The organism is Nitrospirota bacterium (assembly GCA_016212215.1).
In the GTDB taxonomy this organism is placed as follows: domain Bacteria; phylum Nitrospirota; class 9FT-COMBO-42-15; order HDB-SIOI813; family HDB-SIOI813; genus JACRGV01.
On record JACRGV010000005.1, the window covers coordinates 40,186 to 64,495 of the forward strand.

Annotated in this window: 21 protein-coding genes; 1 reads left to right on the top strand and 20 read right to left on the bottom strand. The window is 40.8% G+C overall.

Annotation, left to right across the window (positions count from 1 at the left end; genetic code table 11):
* Window positions 1-20: 20 nt before the first annotated feature.
* From HZA08_00470 to HZA08_00525, 12 genes are all read right to left on the bottom strand, one after another.
* Window positions 21-1,100: an NAD-dependent epimerase/dehydratase family protein gene (locus HZA08_00470; GenBank protein MBI5191899.1), complete on the bottom strand. Its 1,080-nt coding sequence runs from the start codon at window positions 1,098-1,100 to the stop codon at window positions 21-23.
* Window positions 1,101-1,177: 77 nt separating this feature from the next.
* Window positions 1,178-2,293, bottom strand: a complete 1,116-nt coding sequence (locus tag HZA08_00475) for a radical SAM protein (GenBank protein MBI5191900.1) — start codon at window positions 2,291-2,293, stop codon at window positions 1,178-1,180.
* A 64-nt stretch (window positions 2,294-2,357) separates the two neighbouring features.
* The gene (locus HZA08_00480) at window positions 2,358-4,016 is read right to left on the bottom strand and encodes a B12-binding domain-containing radical SAM protein (GenBank protein MBI5191901.1); all 1,659 of its coding nucleotides are present in this window, start codon (window positions 4,014-4,016) and stop codon (window positions 2,358-2,360) included.
* Between the two features lie 14 nt (window positions 4,017-4,030).
* A complete protein-coding gene (locus tag HZA08_00485) occupies window positions 4,031-5,170 on the bottom strand; it encodes a methyltransferase domain-containing protein (protein MBI5191902.1) in 1,140 nt (379 codons plus the stop codon).
* A 55-nt stretch (window positions 5,171-5,225) separates the two neighbouring features.
* The gene (locus tag HZA08_00490; protein ID MBI5191903.1) at window positions 5,226-7,133 is read right to left on the bottom strand and encodes a thiamine pyrophosphate-binding protein; all 1,908 of its coding nucleotides are present in this window, start codon (window positions 7,131-7,133) and stop codon (window positions 5,226-5,228) included.
* Window positions 7,130-7,726: a hypothetical protein gene (locus HZA08_00495; protein ID MBI5191904.1), complete on the bottom strand. Its 597-nt coding sequence runs from the start codon at window positions 7,724-7,726 to the stop codon at window positions 7,130-7,132. The genes HZA08_00490 and HZA08_00495 overlap by 4 nt, the downstream gene beginning before the upstream one ends.
* A gap of 77 nt (window positions 7,727-7,803) precedes the next feature.
* Complete coding sequence (locus HZA08_00500) at window positions 7,804-9,324, bottom strand: N-acetylneuraminate synthase family protein (protein MBI5191905.1); 1,521 nt, start codon at window positions 9,322-9,324, stop codon at window positions 7,804-7,806.
* 81 nt (window positions 9,325-9,405) lie between these two features.
* Window positions 9,406-10,797 carry a lipopolysaccharide biosynthesis protein RfbH gene (gene rfbH, locus HZA08_00505; protein MBI5191906.1) on the bottom strand — a complete coding sequence of 464 codons (1,392 nt, stop codon included), beginning with the start codon at window positions 10,795-10,797 and terminating at the stop codon, window positions 9,406-9,408.
* Window positions 10,798-10,974: 177 nt separating this feature from the next.
* Window positions 10,975-12,048, bottom strand: coding sequence for a CDP-glucose 4,6-dehydratase (gene rfbG, locus HZA08_00510; GenBank protein ID MBI5191907.1), 1,074 nt, complete (start codon window positions 12,046-12,048; stop codon window positions 10,975-10,977).
* A 25-nt stretch (window positions 12,049-12,073) separates the two neighbouring features.
* Window positions 12,074-12,850 carry a glucose-1-phosphate cytidylyltransferase gene (gene rfbF / locus HZA08_00515; protein ID MBI5191908.1) on the bottom strand — a complete coding sequence of 259 codons (777 nt, stop codon included), beginning with the start codon at window positions 12,848-12,850 and terminating at the stop codon, window positions 12,074-12,076.
* A 15-nt stretch (window positions 12,851-12,865) separates the two neighbouring features.
* Window positions 12,866-14,272 (bottom strand): glycosyltransferase, encoded by a 1,407-nt coding sequence (locus HZA08_00520; GenBank protein ID MBI5191909.1) that lies wholly within the window; start codon window positions 14,270-14,272, stop codon window positions 12,866-12,868.
* A 202-nt stretch (window positions 14,273-14,474) separates the two neighbouring features.
* A complete protein-coding gene (locus HZA08_00525) occupies window positions 14,475-17,024 on the bottom strand; it encodes a tetratricopeptide repeat protein (protein MBI5191910.1) in 2,550 nt (849 codons plus the stop codon).
* A gap of 449 nt (window positions 17,025-17,473) precedes the next feature.
* On the opposite strand from HZA08_00525, the gene HZA08_00530 reads away from it, so the two are divergent.
* Window positions 17,474-18,259 (top strand): hypothetical protein, encoded by a 786-nt coding sequence (locus tag HZA08_00530; protein ID MBI5191911.1) that lies wholly within the window; start codon window positions 17,474-17,476, stop codon window positions 18,257-18,259.
* On the opposite strand, the gene HZA08_00535 is transcribed toward HZA08_00530, so the two are convergent.
* The 8 genes from HZA08_00535 to HZA08_00570 form a co-directional block, all read right to left on the bottom strand.
* Window positions 18,218-18,679, bottom strand: coding sequence for a flagellar assembly protein FliW (locus HZA08_00535; GenBank protein ID MBI5191912.1), 462 nt, complete (start codon window positions 18,677-18,679; stop codon window positions 18,218-18,220). The two genes, HZA08_00530 and HZA08_00535, sit on opposite strands and share 42 nt — an antisense overlap.
* Window positions 18,680-18,845: 166 nt before the next feature.
* Window positions 18,846-19,082: a carbon storage regulator CsrA gene (csrA, locus tag HZA08_00540; GenBank protein ID MBI5191913.1), complete on the bottom strand. Its 237-nt coding sequence runs from the start codon at window positions 19,080-19,082 to the stop codon at window positions 18,846-18,848.
* Window positions 19,083-19,128: 46 nt separating this feature from the next.
* Window positions 19,129-20,019, bottom strand: a complete 891-nt coding sequence (gene flgL, locus HZA08_00545) for a flagellar hook-associated protein FlgL (protein MBI5191914.1) — start codon at window positions 20,017-20,019, stop codon at window positions 19,129-19,131.
* Window positions 20,020-20,022: 3 nt separating this feature from the next.
* Window positions 20,023-21,687: a flagellar hook-associated protein FlgK gene (flgK, locus tag HZA08_00550; protein MBI5191915.1), complete on the bottom strand. Its 1,665-nt coding sequence runs from the start codon at window positions 21,685-21,687 to the stop codon at window positions 20,023-20,025.
* 4 nt (window positions 21,688-21,691) lie between these two features.
* Window positions 21,692-22,186 carry a flagellar protein FlgN gene (locus tag HZA08_00555; GenBank protein ID MBI5191916.1) on the bottom strand — a complete coding sequence of 165 codons (495 nt, stop codon included), beginning with the start codon at window positions 22,184-22,186 and terminating at the stop codon, window positions 21,692-21,694.
* A 21-nt stretch (window positions 22,187-22,207) separates the two neighbouring features.
* Window positions 22,208-22,543, bottom strand: a complete 336-nt coding sequence (gene flgM / locus HZA08_00560; protein ID MBI5191917.1) for a flagellar biosynthesis anti-sigma factor FlgM — start codon at window positions 22,541-22,543, stop codon at window positions 22,208-22,210.
* Between the two features lie 66 nt (window positions 22,544-22,609).
* The gene (locus HZA08_00565) at window positions 22,610-22,891 is read right to left on the bottom strand and encodes a rod-binding protein (GenBank protein ID MBI5191918.1); all 282 of its coding nucleotides are present in this window, start codon (window positions 22,889-22,891) and stop codon (window positions 22,610-22,612) included.
* Between the two features lie 196 nt (window positions 22,892-23,087).
* Entirely contained in the window at window positions 23,088-24,182 is a 1,095-nt protein-coding gene (locus HZA08_00570; GenBank protein MBI5191919.1) for a flagellar basal body P-ring protein FlgI, read from the bottom strand.
* Window positions 24,183-24,310: the final 128 nt, after the last annotated feature.

Consider the following 24,310-nt stretch of genomic DNA (forward strand, 5'->3'; position numbering starts at 1 on the left):
CAAACCTCTCATAGTGTTTTCTATTGTTGTAAACTGTTTATTTTGCAAAGTGACAAATGGTGTGCAATTGTTCGTTCAATGGCTGTCCTAAGATCAACGACCTGTCTAATTCCTAAATTTATTTGTGCCAGCTTTGTCAACGGTACATATCGTTCGGCTGGCCTGTCTGCGTCAGGTAATTTGGCTATTCTCACCTCAATAGGCTTCTGAAAACTCTTTGCCACCGTATCAGCTACATCCGCAATAGTTATATCATCTTCCGAGCCGACGTTATATGCCCTGCATGACTCGCCATTAAAAAGGATCGTCCATAACCAGACGGCCAAATCAGCAGCGTAGAGGTAGGAGCGATAAGGCGTCCCATCCCCGTTGACCAGGATAGGGCCGCCATTCAATGCATCCCGTATGAAATTCCCAATTGCGTAATGGATATCTAAGGGCAAGTGGGGGCCGACAAAGGAAAAACATCGGGCGATCTTAGTTTCGATGCCATACCTGCTTGAATAATACGCACATAGAAATTCTGCTGCACGTTTGCCTTCTCCCCAAGCGGAGTTTGGATCAGCAGGATCTGGAGCGCCGCAATAATCTTCTGAAATATGGGTCATGCCGGATGGTTGTTTACCATAGACAACCCCGGAACTTGTATAAAGAAACTTTCTTGCATGACACTGAACAGCAAAATCAAGGGTATGCCTTGTTCCCTCGACAATGGTATCGAACTTCACCAGTGGGTCTTCGTTGTTGAACGTGGCAATGGCTGATGTGGCGGCGGCGTGAATGATGTGTGAGAATTCCCCTTCAGGGAAACTGAAATCCCTGACATCTCCAATATGAAATTTGATTGCCGGATTGGCAGCAAGGTGTGGTGCATTCTTTTGGAACGTATCGTAATTCCTCGTAAGAACAATGGCTGATGCATTAAGATCGAGGTTATCATTCGCCCAGGCAAAACTCTCCAAAAGCCAGCAGCCGAAAAAACCGGTGCCGCCGGTAATAAACAGGCGTTTCCCCCGGAGGTCTTCCCAAAGACCTCCGGTATGTGTCAGAATATAATCCAAATCCCCTGTAAGAGGGTTATCTCGAAGATTGCTATGCATACAAATGGCCTTCTAACGCAAGATGATCCATCGGGTTATCCTCCCCACATAATATCTTTTTCTACGTAATTCATGGCTCAAGGACGGAAAAGCTGACGTTGATTCGGATCAATTAAATCCTCGCTTGTAAATACTTCGGAATAAGGTACCGGGAGCGGTTTGCCATAAACATTTTTTGCCACAATATCAATAAATTCATTGTTTTCACCAATAAGACACTTAGGAGTATATTTCCCGAACCACTTAACACTTAAACCCCTTTCGATAATATCTTTTAATGGCTCCTTAAAAAAATTCCCAAGCGAAATATGGATGTAAGGGCATGGCATCACATCACCATACTTAGTAATTGAAACCATTCTTTTGACTGCTATGCAGCCTAAATCAAGACCATACGACGGAGTCATATGTGTAAACACAGGATATTTTTTCTCGAGTTCTCTCACATAATCTGCATCATCTTGAGTGATAAGGACATCAAAATTACCTTCCCATGCCCCAACGGGCTTAGCATATGTGACATAAACACCTATTCCCCTTGCTTGCGAAAACTCCAATAAATCAAGAAACTCCTGTGATCTGGCCCTGTGCTTTGTGAGCACCGTTTGAAAAATCAGATTTAATCCTACGTCCAATGCTGCATCAACAGCCCTCATGATTCTTTCATACGAATTGTCTTTATGTCTGAATTTATCATGTTCCGTTGGTGAAAAGTTATCAAGGCTCAACTGAATTTTATCAATGCCTATCTTTTTCATATGTTTCGCTCTTTTTTCATCCAATAGCCATCCATTAGTATCAGAAGTTATGTAGAATTTATTTGGGTTGATTGCCTCAACTATATCATCAAAATCCGGGAATATTAATGGTTCGCCGCCTGTGATTACAATATGCGCAAGTCCCATTTCGTCAGCTTGTCGTGAAAGTTCTTTTACATCTTTAGGTGTAAAAAATCTCCGCGTGTCAGCTTCACGTTCTTTCTTGGTTTTGTGCTGGAATTTATCTATTGAACAATGTTCACAAGTAAAATTGCACGTATAATCATATTGGAATTGAAGTATCGCTATGCTCTCTCCATTTTTAATTTTATCATCATATTTCATGATTTTATCATAGACATAAGGTTTTTCTTTTTTTAGCAGGTTCCTTTTATCTGTTTCATGAGCTTTTACTTGTTCTTGTTGAGTTGACATAATATTTATCTCCTTATTAAATTGATTTAATATCTAAGAACCATAACTAAGAGTTTATAATCAGCTATATGGGGACATTAAACATATCCACATAGTTGCGCCAAAAAGGCTTTTCTGTTGCAATCATCTTTGCAGTATTCATGTATTGTTGTGCTTTTCCCGAATCACCGAGTTTTTCGTAGCATTTCGCTGCATAGTAATATGCAATGGCATGGTCATTTTTGGCTCTTATTGCATTCTCAAATCCATCCAACGCCATTTTGTAATTGCCCAAACGGAAATCGCTGTTTTCTACAAGATTAAGCTCCAGATTTAAGATATAGGCCATTTCCTGTATATATTCAGCGGTAAAATCCTCAGTTTCGACAATGGCTTTTTTGTAATCGCAATCAGTATAATTACCTTTAAGATAATTATTATTAAGAGATATATCAAACATTTCACTTCCTACAAGAGGGGTTGCAACATTTATTCTAAACCAGTTTGCATTAATGGTTTTTAAAAATGACCTTGTATCCTCAATATCCTGCTTCGTTTCACCCGGAAGCCCTATTAATATATTCACATCCGTATATATTCCAAGTTCACGGCAATCGTCAGCTACGCGCTTTACTATTGAAAGGTTAAGGGGTTTATGCATTACTTCCTTTAAAACTCTATTGCTTCCCGATTCTATAGACAAAACAAGCTGATTAACCTCTACACTTTTTAAGGCCTCAAGCATCTTTCTATCAAGAGCATATAGAGCCAATGAATTAGGGAAAAAAGCAGTTAATTGAAATTCATGCAATATATCAATGAGTCCCATGGCTCTTTTTTTATCCGCCATGAAGTGATCGTCCTGAAAAATAATTGTTTTTGCCCCATATTGGTCTCTTAGGCGTATAAAATCTTCTCTGACTCTGTTGATGCTGTAATAGCGCATCATTCTTCCGTGGACCGTGTGTGATGAGCAAAAACAACAACGGAAAGTACACCCCCTTGAGGTCATCACGGGCATATTTTTCTTTTTTCCGTTTATAGAAAGGTAAGCTGATATTGTTGGATTTAATCTATATTCATCCGGATCTAAAATACCATAATCATAAAAAGGTATTTCATCAAGGTTTTCAATAAAATCATATTGAAATGTCTGTCCGTTTTCAATCTTTCCCCGCGTAATCCACGAAGGATTTTCTTCAAGGTACCTCAATTTATCATCGGCTTCCACAAGACCTAACAGAGACTTTTCGCCCTCACCATAGCAAAGTGCGTCAAAGCATGCGCTGTTTCTAAATATTTCTCTATACATATTTGTTGGCACACCGCCACCTGCAATTATAACAGCGCCGGGAAATATATCACGGCAGCACTGTGCAATATCCAGCATATTTTGGTAGGATGGCGCAAATAATGCGGATATGCCTATTATGCTGGGAGCATACTCCATCCAAATTGGATTTGAAATAGAGCTATAGAAAAACTCTGCAAAAGAACTAAATTTAAAACTTTCCAATTTATTTAAAACAATGTTAAAATCCAAAAGCTTGGTTTCTGCTGCAGTATGCTTTTTCACATACGAGCTCAAAGATAGTACACCTAGATAAATATCTGTAATGACTGCTCCATAGCTTCCTGATTCTTTTATTACTATTTTTACATTGGCAGGAGGATTGACAAAATCCTCATAATTAATATTAGGCGGAACTATAAATAAAATTTTATCCATTATTATCAACCCCATCTGCACTTTTCATGTTAAACCACTTCCAATCCAAAATCTCTCAATATAGCAATATTTATATTTCTATCAAACTTCTGTCGTATGGTCCTCGCTACTTCATCAGAGTAACTTGCCGCCATTACAATAACCGCATCTACCGGATCGGAGTCAAGTGTATCAGGAGGAACGATGCGAAGATGGGTAGCCGGAGTATATTTACCCTGTTTAAAGAGTGCAGAGTCAACAACATACTTTATTTTACCGGCTAAATTTATCAGAGAAATAACAGATAGCGTCTGATGCCCGGCGCCCCATATCGCCACCTGCTTATCCTTAAAACCACCGATATATTCTTCAATATTATTTTTAAGTTGCACCTGACATTTGTAAAAATGCGATATGTCTAACCTTTCCCTTTTCTTTACAATCGCTGAAATTATGTAATTGTGCCACACTTCATTACACTCAATAATCTCAAATCCATTTAGCCTTAATGTTGCAATTAATGTTTCTCTGGTGAAATAAAACAGATGATCAGATATAAATTCAGAGAAAAGTTTGTTCCTCAAAATCATATCAAAATTCGGAACCTCAACAAGACCTACAGCGCCATATGTCAAATTGTTATATATTCCTCTGAGGGTTGAATTTGGGTCAGGCAAGTGCTCAAGAAAATTCAATATATAAAAGGCATCAAATGGGGCATAGTTTAACCTATCAGTATTGTTTTGCACAAATCCTTTTGATACCTTCAGGCTATTCCGGACACATTGCATCACTGATTCTTCTGAATGCTCCAATCCATAGGCATCTGCACCGCATTGCTGAATAACTGACAGATATTCTCCCCGGCCGCAGCCGATCTCGATAACTTTCTTATTTTTAAGAGAAAAAGTTCGCACGAAACTGCTGAATTGCTTATTCCTGAAATCCTTCATTTCCTCTGAAAAAGCAGCAGCGCGTATAACCTCTTTATAATAAGGGACTGGAGCATTGCTCAGTTGCACCAATCCACAACCGGAACACTGACAGACTTCCAGATCAATCCCTCTGTCTCTTTCGAGAGACTCTGCGTCCGGCAAATATTGCGCAGCCCCCGGCATATTCTCATATCGTAGCAATGGTTCTTTGAAAAATTTATGCCCACAAACTCTACACTTGTTTATTAATTTCATAATCGTTTAGATGAATTTTCTATACATCTCGTGTTCAGGGATTATAATGTGCACCCTATCCTTCTTTCAGAAGAGGAATAATCATATTTGCAGCAAATTCATCTCTATCTAAAAAAGGCCACAAATCTTCAAGCGGTTTAGAAACCATCGCCCCATCCGGTCTCGCCGATGATGAAAGTCTTGGGGCCATTTGCATATCCGTGTCGATCATCACATCACATACAACAGGACCATCCATGTCGAGGATTTTGGAGACTTCATGCACAAGATTGTTTTGGTTCAATATTCTGACAGTCTTTAATCCATAAGCAGAGGCGATTCTGCATGTATCCGGCAGTGTAAGTCCGCTTGAAGGGTCACAGCATACCAGACGTCCATCAAAGAAACGCTTATGGGTATTTCTTATGGCAGCATAACCGTTGTTATTGAGGACAAATATTTTTACAGGGATATTCAGCCTCTTCAGGGTCTCCAATTCCTGAATATTGTGCTGAAGCCCGCCGTCGCCAATAATACAGATAGTCCTTCTACCGCTTGCAACACATGCACCTATACTTTGCGGAAGTCCAAAGCCCATAGAACCAAGTCCTGGTGAATTCAAAAGCCTCTGCCCCTTTTTTATTCTGAAAGCCTGGCATGTTATCTCAGCACAGCTCCCTGAACTGCCTGGGACAATAACATCATCACTGCCTGATATCTCTGAAAGCACATCTATAAGTGCATAAGTATTTACATATTTCGCAGGTTCTAAGTACTCAGGAAGTATGACCGGATATTTCCCCTTCCATTCCCTGCATTTTGACAACCATACTGTGCGGTCTTTGGGCCTGACCATTGCTATTTTATTGTAGAATTCAGATAAGAACTTTTTTGAATCTGCTGTTATAGTCACATCAACCTTAGAATCTATTTTGTTAATTTCAGCAGGGTCAATATCAACGATTATCTTTTTTGCATTACGGGCGAAATTGGGATAACTATGGCCCACCTGGGGTAAATCAAGTCGTGCACCTATTGTTAGTATGAAGTCTGCATTCTGTTGAACAAAATTGGCACCTCTTGATGCAATAGAGCCAGGCCTGCCGAAGTAAAGTTCATTATCCTCGGAAAGGATATCCATTATTCTCCAAGTTGTCAGTACAGGGATTTTTAAGGTCTCAATTACCTTTAAAAATTCCTCCTCTGCATGTCCCAGCCGTATGCCTCTTCCTGCAAGAATTACAGGGCGTTCGGATTCATTCAATAGACTTATTGTCTCTTCAATACAATTGTCCATCAGAATGTCTTGTCCATGTTGGGTTTCGCTGGAAAATCTCCATAGCTCACCCTCACCCCCTCCCGTCATTTCAATTTGGGGAGGGGGGATAAACTTTGCATCCTCCCCCATCAAAGAGGATGGAATAAACTTATAATGGTCAAACGGACTGAGCGTTTCCTCATCAATTATTGCTGCCTGTACATCAAGCGGTATATCAATCCAAACCGGCCCAGGCCGCCCATTCATAGCAAGGTATATCGCCTTCTCAAGATGATAGCGAATACTATCAGGTTCAAGCACTGTAACGGCATATTTTGTAATGGGTTTCACGAGCGGGATAATATCTACTTCTTGTATCCCCATCTGCCTGATTCCCTTTCCTTGAAGCATGTCTTTACGTTTAACCTGTCCGGACAAAACCAGTAGAGGGGTAGAATCAATCCATGAGGCAGTGACTCCTGTTATCGTATTTGTGCCTCCTGGGCCTGTGGTAACAAGGGCAACACCTATGTCATTCTTATATTGGGCATATCCATCAGCCGCTATTACAGCGGCCTGTTCATGGAGGGTTCCAATAAATTCAATATCTTTATGCCTTCCGACTGAATCAACAAGATGCATACATCCGCCGCCGGGGAGCATAAAGATATTCTTAACTCCGAGGTCAGCAACAAAATTTATTACATAATCCGACAGCTTAATCATTCGTTCGCCTCATTAATTGAATTATTCAGAATTAACAGCGCCTCTGCCGGCGTCAGTTTTGAATCATTCCATGGCCGCGGCCAAAGAATACCGTTTATCCCAATACTTTTGGCCGCTTTTATATTATCCGGGTTGTCATCAATAAATACATCAACCTTTGACTGCCATTTCAGGAAATCGGATTTATCACTGTCGTAAGACGGTAATGATTCGCCGGCCCGGTTCGATGGCACAAAATGAAATGTCCTGATCCACATACCAAAGTTCTTAAAAACCCACTGTGCAGAGGCTGATGCAGCAATCAAAGGCACTGCTGTTAGTGCAATATGCCGGCATTTATCTCCGTATTCCACAAACCACTCCATTATCTCTTTTACCGGCGGCATTTGTTGATAAAAATCCGAAAGACGATATTCATCCAAAGACCTTAAATATTCATTAATGTCTGCTCCCAATAAATTATGCGGTGGATTCTTTGTTATTTCTTTATAACTTAATCTACAGTCTTTGTGCCCCATAACCCATTTCTCCTGAAACCACATCCTCATTAAATCATTAAGCACATCATCCACATCCCAGGCTATTGTTATCACTCAGAAATCTCCATAGCTCACCCCCACCCTGACCCTCCCCCCTCAAGGGGGAGGGAAAGAAACATAGATCCATTTTCTTATGAAACTGGCTTTAATAGCCAATCTGACCAGAAGGTGAGAAAGGTTTTTCTGTTTTTATTGTTAAGTACATTGCTATCATTATAAAAGGAGTCGTCTTTATAATGTGTTGTTGATATTTCCTCAAATATTGCCCCAAGTGCAGAGCTAAAGCTGTGTTTCATTTCCCTTTCCACTATTACCATTTCTCCGGCCTTACAATTTCTTTCTTCCCCGTCAAGGTTTACAGCTAAATCACCATACAATACATGAAATGTCTCTTCCTTCATTTTATGATGATGAATAGGGTGTTTCTGACCCGGAAGGAGAATAATAAGTTTCTTGCAATATTCACGGTTAATGCAATTTATAATAACAGCACCCCATTCATCAAACATGTCAATTCCATAATGGTGAGATATTTCCATTTCGAGTTTATCAGGGAGAACGACTTTACTCTCCATGAGGAGGTGACTTATCTTATTAACAATCTGCAAAACCCTCCCGCGAAGATTAGTTATAGTAACATCCGTCCGCATAACAGGCTGATTAATCTCAATATCTTTGTTCGCGATAAATTCTGTATATTTAGACATATCGTTTGCTGTAATCTGCATTTCAATATTAGGTATTGCTAAAAAGGAATTTTCGATAACGATCCTTTCACCTTTCTTAATCCCGTGTTTCGCAAATACACCCCTTTGCAGTCCCCTTAAATCCGTCCTCTCCTTTTCTGAACCCTCAAGTCTTTCTCCGGCAACTCCACACATTTCATAAGCCTCCTGTGCGACATCAAGCCATGCAGAAATCTGTTCCGGAGTTGATGAATAACCGTTTATTGCATATTTCTCTGTTTTTAAACCTACATGCCTCTCAAATACCCTTGCCCCTTTTGCAATTGCAATCTTAATCGCATCCAAGTTGTCAGGGGACTCATGTGTTGAATAACCTATTTGAATATTTGCATATCTATTTTTCAGCAAGTCAATCTGATTCAATTGCAAATTATTCCTGCCTGTAGGGTACTCGCCTACGCAATGCATTATGCAAAATTGTTTATCTCTATGTTCAAAGAAAGATACAACCTTATCAATATCTTCAATAGAGGCACCGGCTGTAGAGGCAATAATCGGTTTATCTGTTTTTGCTATCTTCTCCAACAAAGGCCAGTCCGTGAATGAACAGCTCGCAATCTTAATGATATCGAAATTGTGCTTCTCTATTAAATCAACGGCAATTTCATCAAAGGGTGTGCATATTGAAATAAATCCAAGCCTCATAACCTCTTCCTTCAGAAGGGCCTGGTGAGTCTCAGATAGTCTTGTTTCCTGAAAGCGTTTTACATATTTGACATCAGTCCGGTTTCTATAATCAGGATGAATAAAAGTGTCTATATCTCTATATTGAAATTTAAAGGCAAATTTGAAATTATATTTTTTGCAAACATCATACATTCTTCTTATAATTTTTAGACCATGTTCAACATCACCATTATGATTGTTGGCCATTTCGAATATGAATAGATTGTTAAAGTAATTCATGTTTTTCATTTCAATATCTCCATAGCTCACCCCCACCCTGACCCTCCCCCCTCAAGGGGGAGGGGATAGATACGCAACGCCCTATCCATTCAGTTGCTCTTCTGATCTCCCCTCCCCTTGCGGGAGGGGATTATGGGGAGGGGGGGTTACAAATTTCCTGACAGTATCTATAACGTATTCAATCATCTCTGCCGTCATTCCTGGATAGACTCCAACAAGGAATGTGTTTCTCATGATCATGTCAGTATTATCAAGTTTTCCTGCAATACGATAACCATCGCCGCTCTTCCTCATATCATCAAAACAGGGATGTTTCAGAAGATTCCCTGCAAATAGCATCCTAGTCTGTATATTTTTTGATTCAAGGTGGTTTACAATCATATTCCTCGTAAATCCTGCATCCTCTCTAACTGTAAGCATAAAACCGAACCATGAAGGGTCTGAACATTCCGCCGGTTCAGGAAGAATAAATCTGTCAGAGAGGTCTGCCAGACCATCATGCAGGAGTTTCCAATTCAGCTTTCTTGCTTCAATAAAAAACGGCAGTTTCTCAAGCTGGGCACAACCTACTGCTGCCTGCATATCCGTGACCTTCAGGTTATAACCAAAATGTGAATACACATATTTATGGTCATAACCGTGCGGTAAATCCCCATGCCTCTGTCCGAAACGGTTGCCGCATCTATTATCCCTGCCGGGATTGCAGCTACAGTCACGCCCCCAGTCACGAAATGATGCGAGCAGTCTTTTAATATGCCCGTCATTGGTATAAACCGCCCCGCCTTCTCCCATAGTAATATGGTGCGGCGGATAAAAACTCGATGTAGCTACATTCCCAAAAGTTCCTGTATATCTCCACTCTCCATTATAAAAATAGCGGGATCCGAGTGAATCACAATTATCTTCAATAAGCCACAGGTTATGCCTGTTACAAAAATCCATTATATAATTCAGATTAAATGGGTTTCCAAGTGTATGTGCAATCATGATTGCCTTTGTTTTCTCAGACAGGGCATCCTCAAGTTGAGTGCAATCAATATTGTATTCAGGAATTGTCACATCAACAAACACCGGTATTGCGCCATATTGAATAATAGGTGCTACTGTAGTTGGAAACGCCGCTGCTACAGTAATAACTTCATCGCCCCTTTTAATTCTCCTCTCACCAAGCTTAGGTGAAGTAAGGGCCATAAAGGCGAGTAAATTTGCCGATGATCCCGAATTTACCAGTAACGAGTATTTAACCCCAAGAAACCGGGCAAATTCTTTTTCAAACTTTTCTGCATACCGGCCGGCAGTGAGCCAGAAATCAAGGGAAGAGTCAACAAGATTAATCAGCTCCTTTTCATCAAAGTACCTGCCTGCATAGTTAATCTGATCTCCGGCATTAAATATACTTTCCCTTCCGTATACCATTTGATAGTACTGAATGGTCTTTAACAGGATATCCTCTCTAAGCTCCTGTTCGCTCATCTGAATAATCTCGTTGCTCACCCCCACTCTAACCCTCCCTCGTCAAGGGGGAGGGAATTTTCGTTTCCATCTGCCCCCCTATCCCCTCCCGTCTTATTAATTAGCGAAGGGGGAATTTTCAGTTGTACTTCTTACTTCTGCCTTTCTTGCTTCTTACTTCTAACTTCTTACTTCTGTTTACATATCCTTAATATATTCATTTATCTGATTCAAACACAAGGCCCTTGAGCCAACGCCCCCAATGTACCCCTTTGTCCACTCAACAATGCTTTGGAGTGCCCTGTCAAGGTTCCATCGCGTCCTCCACCCCAACATCATCCTTGCTTTTGAAGAATCAAGTTTTAAATATTTCGCCTCAGTCAATTGCTTTGATTTTTTGACTGAATATGCAGCACCTTTTCCCCACATAAGGCAGAATATTTTTACTACTGACTCAATATTTTTTGTCTCTATATCATCTGTACCGAAGTTCCATGCATCTGCTGATGCCGGGTCACCTTCGTATAGCCTTTGCGAAAGCATCATATAACCGGCAAGCGGTTCAAGCACATGCTGCCATGACCTGGTAAAATTCGGGTTCCTGATGATAATCTTTTTATTATCCGAGATCGCCCTGATACAATCAGGGATGAGCCTGTTCTCAGCCCAGTCACCTCCGCCTATTACGTTACCTGCCCGGGCAGTTGCAATAAGGACGCGATGTTTTTTGTAGTCAGACAAATTAAAAAATGAATGACGATACGATGCAGTAACCATTTCTGAACACACCTTGCTGCCTGAATACGGGTCATGGCCGCCAAGTGTATCGTTTTCCCTGTATCCCCATGTCCACTCTTTATTCTCATAACATTTGTCGGTGGTTACATTGAGTACTGCCCTTATGTTTTTAGTGTTCCTTACTGCCTCCAAAAGATTAACCGTACCCATTACATTTGTTGAAAATGTTTCTACAGGGTGTTCATAAGAGTGGAGGACGAGAGACTGTGCCGCCAGATGGATTACAATATCGGGTTTGCTTTCCTGAATTGCGGTTAAGAGGTGTTTATAATCTCTTATGTCACCCTTTATTGAGTGAACCGATTCTCCTATCTTGCATAATTCATATAAAGACGGTACGGTCGGTGGATCAAGGGCGTAACCTGTTACCTTAGCCCCCATAGCCGTTAGCCAGAGTGACAGCCACGACCCTTTAAATCCGGTGTGTCCTGTAATAAATACCTTTTTCCTGTCCCAGAATTCTTTCTTTATCATAAATATTATTTTTAGTTCAGATGAACTACTCCCATATTTTCCATGGTGGTTTTCCGGATTTCCAGAGTTCCTCCAGATATACTTTGTCACGCATCGTATCCATAGGCTGCCAGAAACCAAAATGCTTATGAGCCATAAACTGTTTATCCCTTTGTAATCCCGGCAGGGCATTTACCTCAAGATTCGGGTCATTCTCATGCAGATAATCAAAGACTTCAGGCTGCATAACAAAAAAACCGCCATTAATCCAACTGCCGTTGGCCTTAGGCTTCTCTTTAAATCCATCCACCACGCCGGCGCTGTTTATATGCATTGCACCGAATCTGGAAAGCGGCTGAAGGGCGGTGACTGTGACAAACTTACCATGAGATTTATGGAAGTTGATCAGTTCTGTTATGTTTATGTCTGCAACCCCGTCACCATAAGTCAGCATAAACGGTTCATTCCCTACATATTTTTGTATACGTTTTACCCTGCCGCCGGTCATTGTTTCCAATCCTGTATTGACTAATGTTACTGACCATTTTTCAGCAAAATGCTCGTGTGTATATACCTCTTTTCCATTCTTGAAATTGAAGGTAACATCAGACTCATATACAAAGTAATTGGCAAAATAGTCTTTAATAACATTTCCTTTATATCCAAGACAGATAATAAAATCATTAAAACCATAATGGGAATATATCTTCATAATGTGCCATAGAATGGGTTTTTCACCTATCTCTATCATAGGCTTAGGCTTGAGATGAGATTCTTCACTGATTCGTGTACCCATTCCACCTGCCAGAATAACTACCTTCATTTGTCTCCTCCAAATTCACGCTGTTGCAAGTCTTCTTTTTCCGGCAATCCTGTTGATAACCGCCAATCCCTTTTTTCCATCAGTATTAAACGGGTCTAAGGATAATCCAAGTTTAAAAAACTCTTCTGCAAGAACATTCTGCTTTATCTCATAAGCAGCAGCCCCAAGAAGATTCAACGCATCTATGTAACTGTGGTCCGTCCGTATCAATCTGTTCATCTGTTCACTGTACTCTGAATCAGTTAAACATAAACTCACATACTTAAACATCTCCGACATTCTTATTTCAAAAGTATGTTTCTCCATGACCTTTTCTTTTGCAGAATCTGCAATCTTTCTTCTTTCATCCGGGTGAGAAAGGAAATATCTTATATGGCCTTTTAACTCTTCAATATTCCTGTAACTGACTATCTCCCTGCCTGATGCAAATAGCTCTTCAACATCCTCACGAAAATCTGTAATCAGAAAACCTCCTGAAGCAGGTACGTCAAACAGCCTCTGATTAACAGCAGTCCTTAATTGCATTCTTGATATATTGAGATTGATCTTGGTATTTTTATATATTGAGGCAAGCCCTGAAAAATAATTTACCTCATTGAGATAATGTCTCTTATCAACTACATCAAGCCATTCCCATCCGCCGCATACTGTTATATTAAAAGGCTTTAATGCCCTGATAGTCTCAGTCCTGTGAAGGACATTAGCCATATACTCTACTGAATTATAAAACAGGGTCTTAATATCATTTGAGGGAAATCTAAATGGAAAACCGCAATCATTAAATGTTGTCTCAGATATTAATTCTATTGATATTCCTGATCTGTTTCGATATGAATTGATAATCCTTTTAAAAATATTATCAAAATCAGCAGGTTTGTTCTGCCACCTGTCTTTCAGTGTATTGAAATATGTATTAGCCTTTTCTCTATCTAATTTCCCTACAAAGACAATATCCTTTAATCTGTCTTTATATTGTTCTGTTCCTTCACTAAATCGTGCAGGGTTTGTTGCAAGCGGCAGGAAAAATGCCTTCTTAATCCCTGAATATCTCAAATCTCCAACATAAGATTTATCTGTTACAAACACTACAGTAGTCGGTGATATATTTTCTTTATTCCAGTTCTCAAGCGTATCCGGCCTGTCCACGTACCATAAGGCAAGAGGTATTTTTAATAATGCCGCTATCCTTGGAATAAAACCCCTCTCGTCAATTCCATTGCCGTTCACCATAAACAGGAGGTCAGGCATAAATGTTAGAAGCTCAGATACCCTTTCAATAATATTATAGGGAAGTGTTATGTCAGGGTTTGCAGGGTCCCTATCAAGGCTTATGACCTTTATCTTATGTCCCAGGCTCTGAAATGCATTAACACATTCAGGTTCTATAAATCCCGCTGAGTCTTGAAACACTGCAATTTTCATATAAGACTTCTCCTATGCCCACCCTCCCCCTACCCCCTCCCGTCAAGGGAGGGGGAATTAAGATAGCAACCTCTCCCCTGGCGGAAGATGGCCCTGGTGAGTGGGTCATTCTTTTTTCTTGCATCTTACCTCTAACTTCTTACCTCTAACATCTTACTTCTTGCATCTTACATCTTACTTCTTACTTCTTGCATCTAACTTCTTACTTCTGACTTCTTACCTCAGGTCTTACAATCTTTTTTGCCCCTTCATGGTTAGGTTCGATCTCAAGAACCCTGCGATAAAAAGTGGTCGAATCTTCCACATATCCATTGGATTTAAGCAGTGATGCCAGCCTGAATATAGCCTCTGCATGCTCAGGATTAGATGAGATGGCCTCACGATATTGATCAAAGGCATCCTGTGGAAAACCCAGTGCCTCCAGCATCAGACCGCAGTTATATCTTGCGCTTGCATCTCTCCTGTCAAGCTCCAGTGTGCTTGTAAAATATTTTAATGCCTCGACATAGTTATTCTGTTTTGCATAGAGGACACCGAGATTGAAATGCGTCCTCTTTCTTGATGAATCAATTACAAGGGATTTTTTCAGCAGCTCCTCAGCACGGAAATAATCCCCTGATGCGGTATAATGACTGCCGAGGTCACACATAGATTTAGAATCAAACGGGTTTTCCTGTATCCCCTTCTCCCCCAACTCCCTGTAATATTCAAATTTTTTATTATTATCACGATCACTCCTGACGTAACCATAATGATGAACAGGTATATCTGTATTTATAATTGATATACCTAAATTACTCATTGATGGTTCAACGACCTCATGCGATTTTCCTATGTACCTTAATCCCTCTTTCCTCCTGAAAAGCCTCGTTAACGGTACCTCTCCATATCCGGGGTAATCTTTACCTTCTTCATAATCATAAGAGTTATGATGCCATCCTGTGATTCCACCCTTAAATTCATAATTTCTCAGAATCAGACTATATGCATCTATCCCAGGATGCTTAATAATTTCCCGTATCTTCTTTATATCCTTTTCAGCAATAACCTCATCTGCATCCAATACAAGTATCCATTCACCGCCTGCATTTTCAAGGCATACATTCCTTGCCGCACTAAAGTCACCTTCCCAGTTATGATTAATTAGATTTGCGCCAAACCCCTTTGCAATCTCAATAGTACGGTCAGTTGAGCCTGTATCCACAATGATTATTTCATCTACATAACCTTTGACACTTTCAAGACATCTGGAAAGATATTCTTCTTCATCCTTAACAATCATGCAGAGGGAGAGGCGTGGTTCAGGCGTAGTTAAACCCATCCCCACCCTAACCCTCCCCTTGAAGGGGAGGGAATCTTGTGGAGGGGGCGGCAATTCGACACTTCTTGACTTTCCATCCCCTTGCGGGAGGGCTGCAATTATGTTACTTCCAAATTCCTCCCCCACTTGCGGGGGGAGGCAGGAGGGGGGGGGATTAGCGGGGGTCTGGTTTGCCTTATCCGTATGCTCAAGCTCCTCTGCCTTTCTAACCAAGGCATCTCCGGTGACATTGTCTCCGAGCTTCATACTTACATGCCCAAGTCTTTTATATGCATCAGGGAAATCCGGTTTGATTGAAAGGGCCTTTTCATAACATTCAATAGCCTTCAGAAAATCAGAAACCTTCTCAAGTAATATTCCGTAATTGAATAAAACAATATAGTGGTCAGGATTCGCTTTTATTGCATTTTCATAATAACCCTTTGCCTCATCGAATCTACCCTCTTCATTCAATATGCCGGCAAGATTATTACTTGCACCGACATTTCCTGTTTCAAGTCTTAATGCCTCAAGATAACATGATTTTGCCTCAGCCTTTTTCCCCAAATTCTCATAAGCTACACCAAGGTTAAAATGTGCATGGGCTGATGACGGGTCAAGCTCTACAGCCTTCTTTAAGACGGTTTCTGCCTCTCTGAATAATCCCATTTCAATATACTGGGTTCCAAGGTCCCTTTGTGCACGTGCATCCTCAGGATTCAACGCAACCTTTTTCTCACCGGCCTCCACATATATTTGATTTTTCTGGTCCATACGCCCCTTTTCCAGCATCCTTCCATAATGATGAATGGGAATATCCGTAAGAACGATAATGCCGCCTCTATCCGTTATAGAGTACTCAACCACTTCATGTACAACGCCCTGAAAAAGAATCCCGTCTCCCCTGCGGAACAGCCTGACAAGGTATGCAGGTACATAGCCGGATGCACCAAGTGCTTCAGGACAATCTCTCTCAACACTGTACCAGTTTGCAATCCCGCCATTATCCTGATAATTCCTGAGGACAAAGCGGTAACCAGTAACTTTTTCGCTCGAAAATACCCCCCCAAGCCCCCCCTTGTTAAGGGGGGGATGTTCGTTATCCTTCAAAATTATCCCCCCCTTTATAAGGGGGGGCTTGGGGGGGTGATTTTCATCAGTAAGTAATGTCTTAATCCTCTCATGGTCTTTCTTTGCAATAACCTCATCTGCATCCAAAACAAGAATCCAATCTCCGGATGCATGCTTCAGGGATTCATTCCGTGTCTTACTGAAGTCATTTTCCCATTGATGGAAATAAACTTTTGCCTCAAATTCTTTTGCAATACTAACCGTATTATCAACTGAACCCGTATCAACAATAATTATCTCATCAACAAGACCCTGCACACTTTCAAGACACCTCTTAATATGTCTTTCCTCATTACGTACAATCATGCACAACGAAAGCATGTCAGAGTCCTCCTGATTTTTAAATTTATAAAACTGTTCTGCCCTGAGACCCTAAATTGCAATCAATATGCCATAAAGATATGTTTTTTTTGACGCTATATAACTAATTGATATTTAAGGATAATACTTTGAAGAGCAGTTTAACTAGCGATATTTATAAAGCGGCCCTTATGTCAATTTAAACGATAAACTGTCAATACATTGACTGGGCATTTAATAGAGACTCGGGGAAAAATAATCGGCATGGCCGCCTGACCATAAATCTGTTTATTTAATCTTATCTTATGCCTATTAAATTATGCAATCCCGTTCTGCAATGATTGGGTAACAATTCTAATTTAATCAATCATAACAAATAGATACATTCACTAATTTATTGAGGCACACATGTTGCTCTTTATACCTGAATAGATATTAACAATTAACATCTTTTCAGAGGAGGATCAATTATGTCCAAAACAAAAATCAATGTAACAATCATAGCTTTATTCATCCATGCAATCTTCTTAATATGCGGACACACTGGAAATGCCGGGACTATTTTCTTTGATGACTTTAATCAAAACAGCTTAGATGAATCAAAATGGAATATAAAGTTGAAATACGGGTCATACCGATTCTTAAATGGTTCTCTGTTGTTGTATTCCACTAATTATTCATCGAGTGGTGATGGTTTCCCTGAAATATACACTAAGTATAATCCATTCCCGATAGATTCCGACTGGACACTCACTACAATGATGCACTATATAACCAGCCCACGTAACTTTGGTGACGGCATGGCTATCTATGATGACCAGCATTACCGCAAGATAGCTTATGTTTACCAAAGCAATTACATTGGAAGATTTAAAATGTGGGATTCAAGGGAAAATAAAGAAAAAATAATATGGGACGGCGATACATCAGATGATAGCCACAAATTTTCTGTGAAGAGAAATGGAGATTATTATGAGGGATATGTTGATGGAGTATTAAAAGGCTCTGTTTACAATGAATCGGATGCCGGAGGGCTTTCTTTTGGTAATTATGATTTAGCACCAGTGTTCGGTAACTGGAACCCTGTGTCAATTAATTATGTGGATATCGCTGAAAAAGATCCGGAGATTAAGCTGCCCCCTGCACCTGTACCGGAGCCTGGTTCTTTCATAATGACATTGGCAGGGATAACCGCTGTCATCTCTATTCCGGTATTACGCCTTAGAGCCGGCCACAGCGGGCATGTTGTTCAATAATGGAAAACGAACCTGATATTCTTCTCCTGTAAGGACTATCTGCTTTGCTGTTCTTGAACTTAGATTAACAACAACAGGCCCCTGTAAGTTTGCCGTCATCTTTTCAGGCTCACCATGCGGTATTGTAACAATAACAATAATACCGCGTTCAGATAAATCTTTAATGCCGAGTTCCTTTAACTCCTGTTCGTTAATAGAAGGGTTATAAGCAGGCTCAAATAACAAAGGGTCAGTAATAACAAAAGCAAGTTCAGGACTGTCTATTGCCTGAAGCCATTTGAAGGGTATATCAGGCTTATTCAGATGATTTAATACAATATATCTTTTGATATTCGGGAATCCTAATATGCCATGCGGAAAATGTATTATCTTCTCTTCCTCGATCTCAATCTCACCGAACCTTTTAGTAAATAGTTTCACCTGAAATGCTCCTTTCAATATCTAACCCCATCCCCACCCTAACCCTCCCCTTGAAGGGGAGGGAATTCTGGGGTAACGACAACCCCATCCCGTCAATTCCATGTAAGGGTGGATTTCTTGTGATATCCTTGCTTCTTACATCTAACTTCTTACTTCTGCTAACTGCTTACTCTTTCTTATCAGTCCATAACTTAAACAGCTTTTGTAAATAATCAGGCGTTACGGATGCTGCCTTTATGTTCTCTGCCTTAATCCTTTCAAAAACTTCATCCCTGTGAACCTGTATTTCCTGCGGTGCCTCTATACCTATCCTGACCTGATTTCCTTTTACTTCAAGTATTACAACCTTAATATCCTCTCCAATCCTTAATCCCTCTCCGGACCTCCTTGTCAATATAAGCATTTTATGCCCTCCCTGGCATTGTAAGACTTAGTAACTTCTTTATTACTTATTTAAGAAAATCCATAATAGACTGCTGAAGTACCCTTGAAACAGATGCCCTTGAAATCTCCACACTATTCTGTTGCATAGTTAGTTTTGTTATTACCTCAGTCAGGTCGGCATCCTCTGTCTGACTCTTAAAATCCGTAAGGTCAAGCTTTAATTTGCTCAGATAACTCTTTGCAGTATCTAACCTGTTTGTCTTTGCCCCGACCTCTGCACGAGCATTATTCAACTGCTCAAGCGAAGAATCAAGTGTTGTCATGGCAGTGCCTATTCCATCAGTGTTGTTATTTTCAAGGGCAGTCTGAAGACTATTGAGAGCACTAAGTATATTTGTGCCATACGCTGAAGAACCGAATACCATGTAACCGGGCATATTTATTTCTACTGTAGAACCTGAGTCCACCTCAACTTCCATGTAGCCGCCGGGATAAGTCCCGTTATAAGTACCATCTGAGCTGTAAGGTGCAGTGCTGTTATTATAACCTGCAAAGATGTATTTGCCGTTCACCTTTGTATTTGCCGTTGACAATACCTGATTGTATATCTGCTCAACCTCTTTTGCAATTATTGCCCTGTCAGAACTGTCGTTCGATGCATCCGATGCCTGTACAGTAAGTTCCTTTGCCCTTTGAACAACCTCCTGAACACTTGATATTGCAGATTCTGTTGCAGTTAAATTAGAATTTCCATTACCGACATTCCTCTCATGCTGTTCAACCTTCGATATCGCAGTATCATAATCCATGACCTTAATTACACCGGAAGGGTCATCAGAAGGCCGGTTAATCCTTTTACCGGACGAGGCGCTTTCCTGTAACTGTAAAAGTCTCTCTAATCCGGCCTGAAGATTATTGGTAATTGTATTATATAATGACTTATCCGATACCCGCATCTTTTATTTCAACATCCCCAATAAGGTTTGAAGCATATCATCACCGACTGTTATAAGACGTGCAGATGCCTCATAAGCACGCTGATATTTCATCAGATTTGTCATCTCCTCATCCAAAGAAACCCCGGATACGGACTCCCTCATGTTTTCCATCTGCTTTAATGAGAAATCCTGTGCAGTATAAGAACTGTTTACATACTGTGAGTCAGCCCCTATTGCCCCGACAATTGAGCTATAGTAGCCGTTAAATGTTGACGTGCCGTCTACAGATAGTTCATCCTGAAGCTGTGATATGGCAACAGCATTCCTGTTATCACCCCTGTTGTCGGCATTAACAGTTGCGGCCGCAATCTTGTCAGTCTCAGACGATGATAAGGCAACCGTCAGATTTTTTCCGGCATCTTTATGTGCACTGATTGTGTATATATCTCCATCAGCATGAGCACCTGTAATATTAAAAGAAAGTCCTTGAAAAGTTACAACAGCAGGGTCAGCATAAACATTGGACTGCAACTCATTGGTGGATTTATTTGTAATTATATAACTCCCGCTTGAAAACGTGAGTTCATAATCCTGATAAGTCAGAATAGACGGGTCATCTATGGTTACATCCACTCCGGTCTTATTCGTATTTGTGCTTTGTGGGCTCACAGAGACTGCATCCCCTGCCTCAAACGCAGGTGTAAACAGATTCTCTCCTGTAGAACCATCAAGTCCGAATCCCCCCCTGTGCAACTGGTTAATCTCATTGGCCACAGCCGCGGCAAATCGGTCTACCTTATCAATAATAGCTGTTGTTGTATTATCCCTGACAGTCACCAGACCTTTGAGTTTACCGTTTGAGATATTGTTTGTTATATCAACACTGTTATTGCCGGAGGGATCAAATACTATATTGTAGTATCCTTTATTATCAGCATTACTTTCTACACCTAAATTCCATGACTTGCCCTTCTCTACCAGTAAGGCAGAGCCTGCGCCTATAATTGAAACCTGACCGGAAGCATCCTCATAAAATGAAATATCTACTTTATCTGAAAGTTCATTTAAGAGATTCCCTCTCTTGTCCCTGATATCGTTTGCATTTTGTCCGCCATTCTCCGCCTGACTGATTTTAACATTCAGGTCTGCTATCTGTGATGTAATGCTGTTTATATTCGTTACGGTCTGATTTATCTGGGTATTCATGTCTTTTTGAAGTTGTAGAAGATTTGTAGAAGTGCTGTTGATGGTATCGGCAAATGCCCCTGCCTTAGACAAAATAGATATCCGCTCAGGTGTACCTGATGGATTAGCAGAAAGGTCATGAAATGCCTTAAAGAAGTCCTGCAAAAGTCTGTTAATACCTGAACCCTGTGAGTCATAAAACATAGTCTCGAGCTTTGAAAGGGCTGATTTCTTTATGTCAAGATTACCGAAACTCTCCCTGCTGTCTACTAACTGACTTTCAATAAAGCTATCGTATTTTCTCCTTATTGTAGCGGCATTTACCCCCTTACCAATCTGACCGGGATTTCCATTAACCGGATCTGCCTCATCAAATACAACCTCCTGACGTGAATATCCCTGAGTATTAATGTTCGATATATTATGTGACGTTACCTGGATTGCGGTCTGCTGTGCCCTGATCCCGTGCTTTCCAATATCAAATATGTCATATATACCCATATCTCTATGCCTTTTTACAGACCAATTTGCCTGTCTGATAACCCTGTTCAATCTGACCTGTAGGGCGATATACCGGCAGTTCATGGATAAGACGGTTCAGGAATGTTAGAGAAGTTCTTGTATAGTTCACCGCCCTCTCTGCAAGGATTCCGTTAATCTGATTTATCTCTCTTATGCTGTTTACAAGAGACAAAAGGTTTGAGCGGCATGATTCAAGGGCCTTCTTATAACGCATTGGGGCGATATTAATTATCATTAATAATGTAAGCGGCCCGGAATGGTATTCATCCTGAATCATCCCTGTTACGTCAACCCGGGATTCTTCCAATATCTTTAGGTTTAATATTATGGTCTCCTTATGATTAGCACACTCATGCAGCTTATCTAATGACAGGTCTACCATATACTGCCTCTCAACCTGAAGAATACTCAAAAATTCATGGTAAACATCAACCTCTTTTTCAAGTATCTCCAGGAGATTTTCAAAATTCTTATCCACTACAACCCTCTATGTTATTAACTATTTAATCAGCCTGTCTGCAATGGTTTCTTTTACTAAACCTGATGCAACCGATTCTGCATCAACCCTGTAAGTCCCGTTCTTCACCTGATCCGACACCTCTTTAACCTTCTCCTCCCTGATGTCCGGCATTCCCTTAACAGCAGTCTTAATATTGTTAAACTCTTTTGCCCTGTCGGACACTTCAATCCTGTCATCTGAATACCCCGGCTTATTAACATCATCTGCATCTCCGTCATTTTTACCCTTAACCAGCGAAGTCGTACGAACTACATTTACACCTGTTGCTGCCTGATTCTCAGGATTTTTTGGGATGTTCTGTCCAATAATTTTCATATAATCCTCCGGATATAGTTAGTTAAATTGCCTTTATATCGGCATAAGTACCGGAGATTATTAAAACTATTTTACTCCTTTATCTTTTACTTCCATTTGCCTGATTAAAAGGTCCGAAAGCCCAAGACCGCCTCTAGCTGCAATACCTTCTGCGATGTTTTCATCTATAATAGAATTATAGATATTTTCACTCATCCCTGAATTCAGTAATCCGCTTTTCGGAACAGACTCCCTCATTACCTTCAAAAGGTAAAATGCAAAGAACGATTCAAACTCTTTAGCCGCCTTCGCAACATCTGTCTTAGATGTTGGAATATTCGTCCCCTGCATTAATTGATCTATTTTCATGTGAAAATAACCCCATCCCCACCCTAACCCTCCCCTTGAAGGGGAGGGAATAAACATAGCACCCTCTCCCCTCTTGCTTGCTCGTCTAATCTCCCCTCCCCTTGCGGGAGGGGATTAAGGGGAGGGGGGGCTTCTTACTTCTTGCTTCTAACTTCTTGCTTCTTTTATCTGCTAACTGCTTACTGCTTACTGCTCACTATATTATTTCAAGGTCCGCCTGCAACGCCCCTGCCTCTTTAATCGCCTGCAGTATTGCTATCAAATCGCGCGGCGTAACACCGACAGAGTTGAGTGCCCTTACAACCTCATCAACTGTCACACCTGACTGCAGTACCATCAGCCTTGCCTGCGGCTCATCAACTGAGACATCAGGCTGAGGCACAACCACTGTCTCGCCCTTTGAAAATGGCCCGGGCTGAGAGACCTTCATCTGTGTCTTTATTTGAATAGTAAGATTCCCATGAGATATGGCTACAGTTGATATTCTTACATTCTCTCCCATAACCACAGTGCCGGTACGTTCATTTAAAACGATTCTTGCAGGCGCATCAACTTTAATGTCAAGATTTTCTACAGATGCTATAAGCTCTACAACCCTATTCTTATATTCCTCAGGTATAGATAGAACAACAGTGCTTGAGTCTTTTGGATAGGCCAGTTTCTTCTGAGTAAAACGGTTAATTGAATCAGAAAGCCTGACTGCTGTACTGAAATCCTGTTGTCTCAGAGAGATCATAACTTCATCTTTGGCATTCATATCCATCTCTACTTCCCGCTCTATTATTGCACCATTTGCAATCCTGCCTACAGTTGAATGATTCTTCTGAACACTATTACCCTCAGAGCCTCCGGTATACCCTCCAAGGGACATTGGCCCCTGTGCAACTGCATACACAACCTGATTTGCACCTTTCAGAGGGGTCATCAAAAGTGTCCCTCCCTGAAGACTTGTGGAGTCCCCGATTGACGAAACTATCACATCAAGTTTATTCCCTTTTTTTGCAAATGGCGGAAGCTTCGCAGTAACCACAACAGCCGCAATATTCTTAACACTTATAACCGAAGGGTCTACAGTAATACCCATTTTTGTAAGCATTGTTGCTGTACTTCTAATAGTAAAATCAGTCCCCTTCTTATCACCGGTACCATTAAGCCCAATCACGAGGCCATAACCGACAAGCTGATTATCCCTCACCCCACCAACAGTAGCCACATCCTTCACACGAACAGCATGGGCAACGCCGGCAAAGAGGAGAAATATTAATAATGTTAATGATAGAATCTTTTTCATGATTTCACCTGTAAAACCCCACCCTCACCCTACCCCTCTCCCTGAGGGAGAGGGAATCTTAGTGTCTAACTTCTTGCTTCTTGTTTCTTGCTTATAATTTCTTCCTTCTAACCTATGCTAACAACCGC

Bases quoted from the DNA above. Each gene is read 5' to 3' on its own strand.
- HZA08_00525 (MBI5191910.1), bottom strand. From the start codon at position 17,024: ATGCTTTCGTTGTGCATGATTGTACGTAATGAGGAAAGACATATTAAG.
- HZA08_00520 (MBI5191909.1), bottom strand. From the start codon at position 14,272: ATGAAAATTGCAGTGTTTCAAGACTCAGCGGGATTTATAGAACCTGAA.
- HZA08_00480 (MBI5191901.1), bottom strand. From the start codon at position 4,016: ATGGGGTTGATAATAATGGATAAAATTTTATTTATAGTTCCGCCTAAT.
- HZA08_00570 (MBI5191919.1), bottom strand. From the start codon at position 24,182: ATGAAAAAGATTCTATCATTAACATTATTAATATTTCTCCTCTTTGCC.
- flgK (MBI5191915.1), bottom strand. From the start codon at position 21,687: ATGGGTATATATGACATATTTGATATTGGAAAGCACGGGATCAGGGCA.
- HZA08_00565 (MBI5191918.1), bottom strand. From the start codon at position 22,891: ATGAAAATAGATCAATTAATGCAGGGGACGAATATTCCAACATCTAAG.
- rfbF (MBI5191908.1), bottom strand. From the start codon at position 12,850: ATGAAGGTAGTTATTCTGGCAGGTGGAATGGGTACACGAATCAGTGAA.
- rfbH (MBI5191906.1), bottom strand. From the start codon at position 10,797: ATGAGCGAACAGGAGCTTAGAGAGGATATCCTGTTAAAGACCATTCAG.
- rfbG (MBI5191907.1), bottom strand. From the start codon at position 12,048: ATGATAAAGAAAGAATTCTGGGACAGGAAAAAGGTATTTATTACAGGA.
- flgM (MBI5191917.1), bottom strand. From the start codon at position 22,543: ATGAAAATTATTGGACAGAACATCCCAAAAAATCCTGAGAATCAGGCA.
- HZA08_00475 (MBI5191900.1), bottom strand. From the start codon at position 2,293: ATGTCAACTCAACAAGAACAAGTAAAAGCTCATGAAACAGATAAAAGG.
- HZA08_00490 (MBI5191903.1), bottom strand. From the start codon at position 7,133: ATGATTAAGCTGTCGGATTATGTAATAAATTTTGTTGCTGACCTCGGA.
- HZA08_00470 (MBI5191899.1), bottom strand. From the start codon at position 1,100: ATGCATAGCAATCTTCGAGATAACCCTCTTACAGGGGATTTGGATTAT.
- HZA08_00500 (MBI5191905.1), bottom strand. From the start codon at position 9,324: ATGAATTACTTTAACAATCTATTCATATTCGAAATGGCCAACAATCAT.
- csrA (MBI5191913.1), bottom strand. From the start codon at position 19,082: ATGCTTATATTGACAAGGAGGTCCGGAGAGGGATTAAGGATTGGAGAG.
- HZA08_00530 (MBI5191911.1), top strand. From the start codon at position 17,474: ATGTCCAAAACAAAAATCAATGTAACAATCATAGCTTTATTCATCCAT.
- HZA08_00485 (MBI5191902.1), bottom strand. From the start codon at position 5,170: ATGAAATTAATAAACAAGTGTAGAGTTTGTGGGCATAAATTTTTCAAA.
- flgL (MBI5191914.1), bottom strand. From the start codon at position 20,019: ATGCGGGTATCGGATAAGTCATTATATAATACAATTACCAATAATCTT.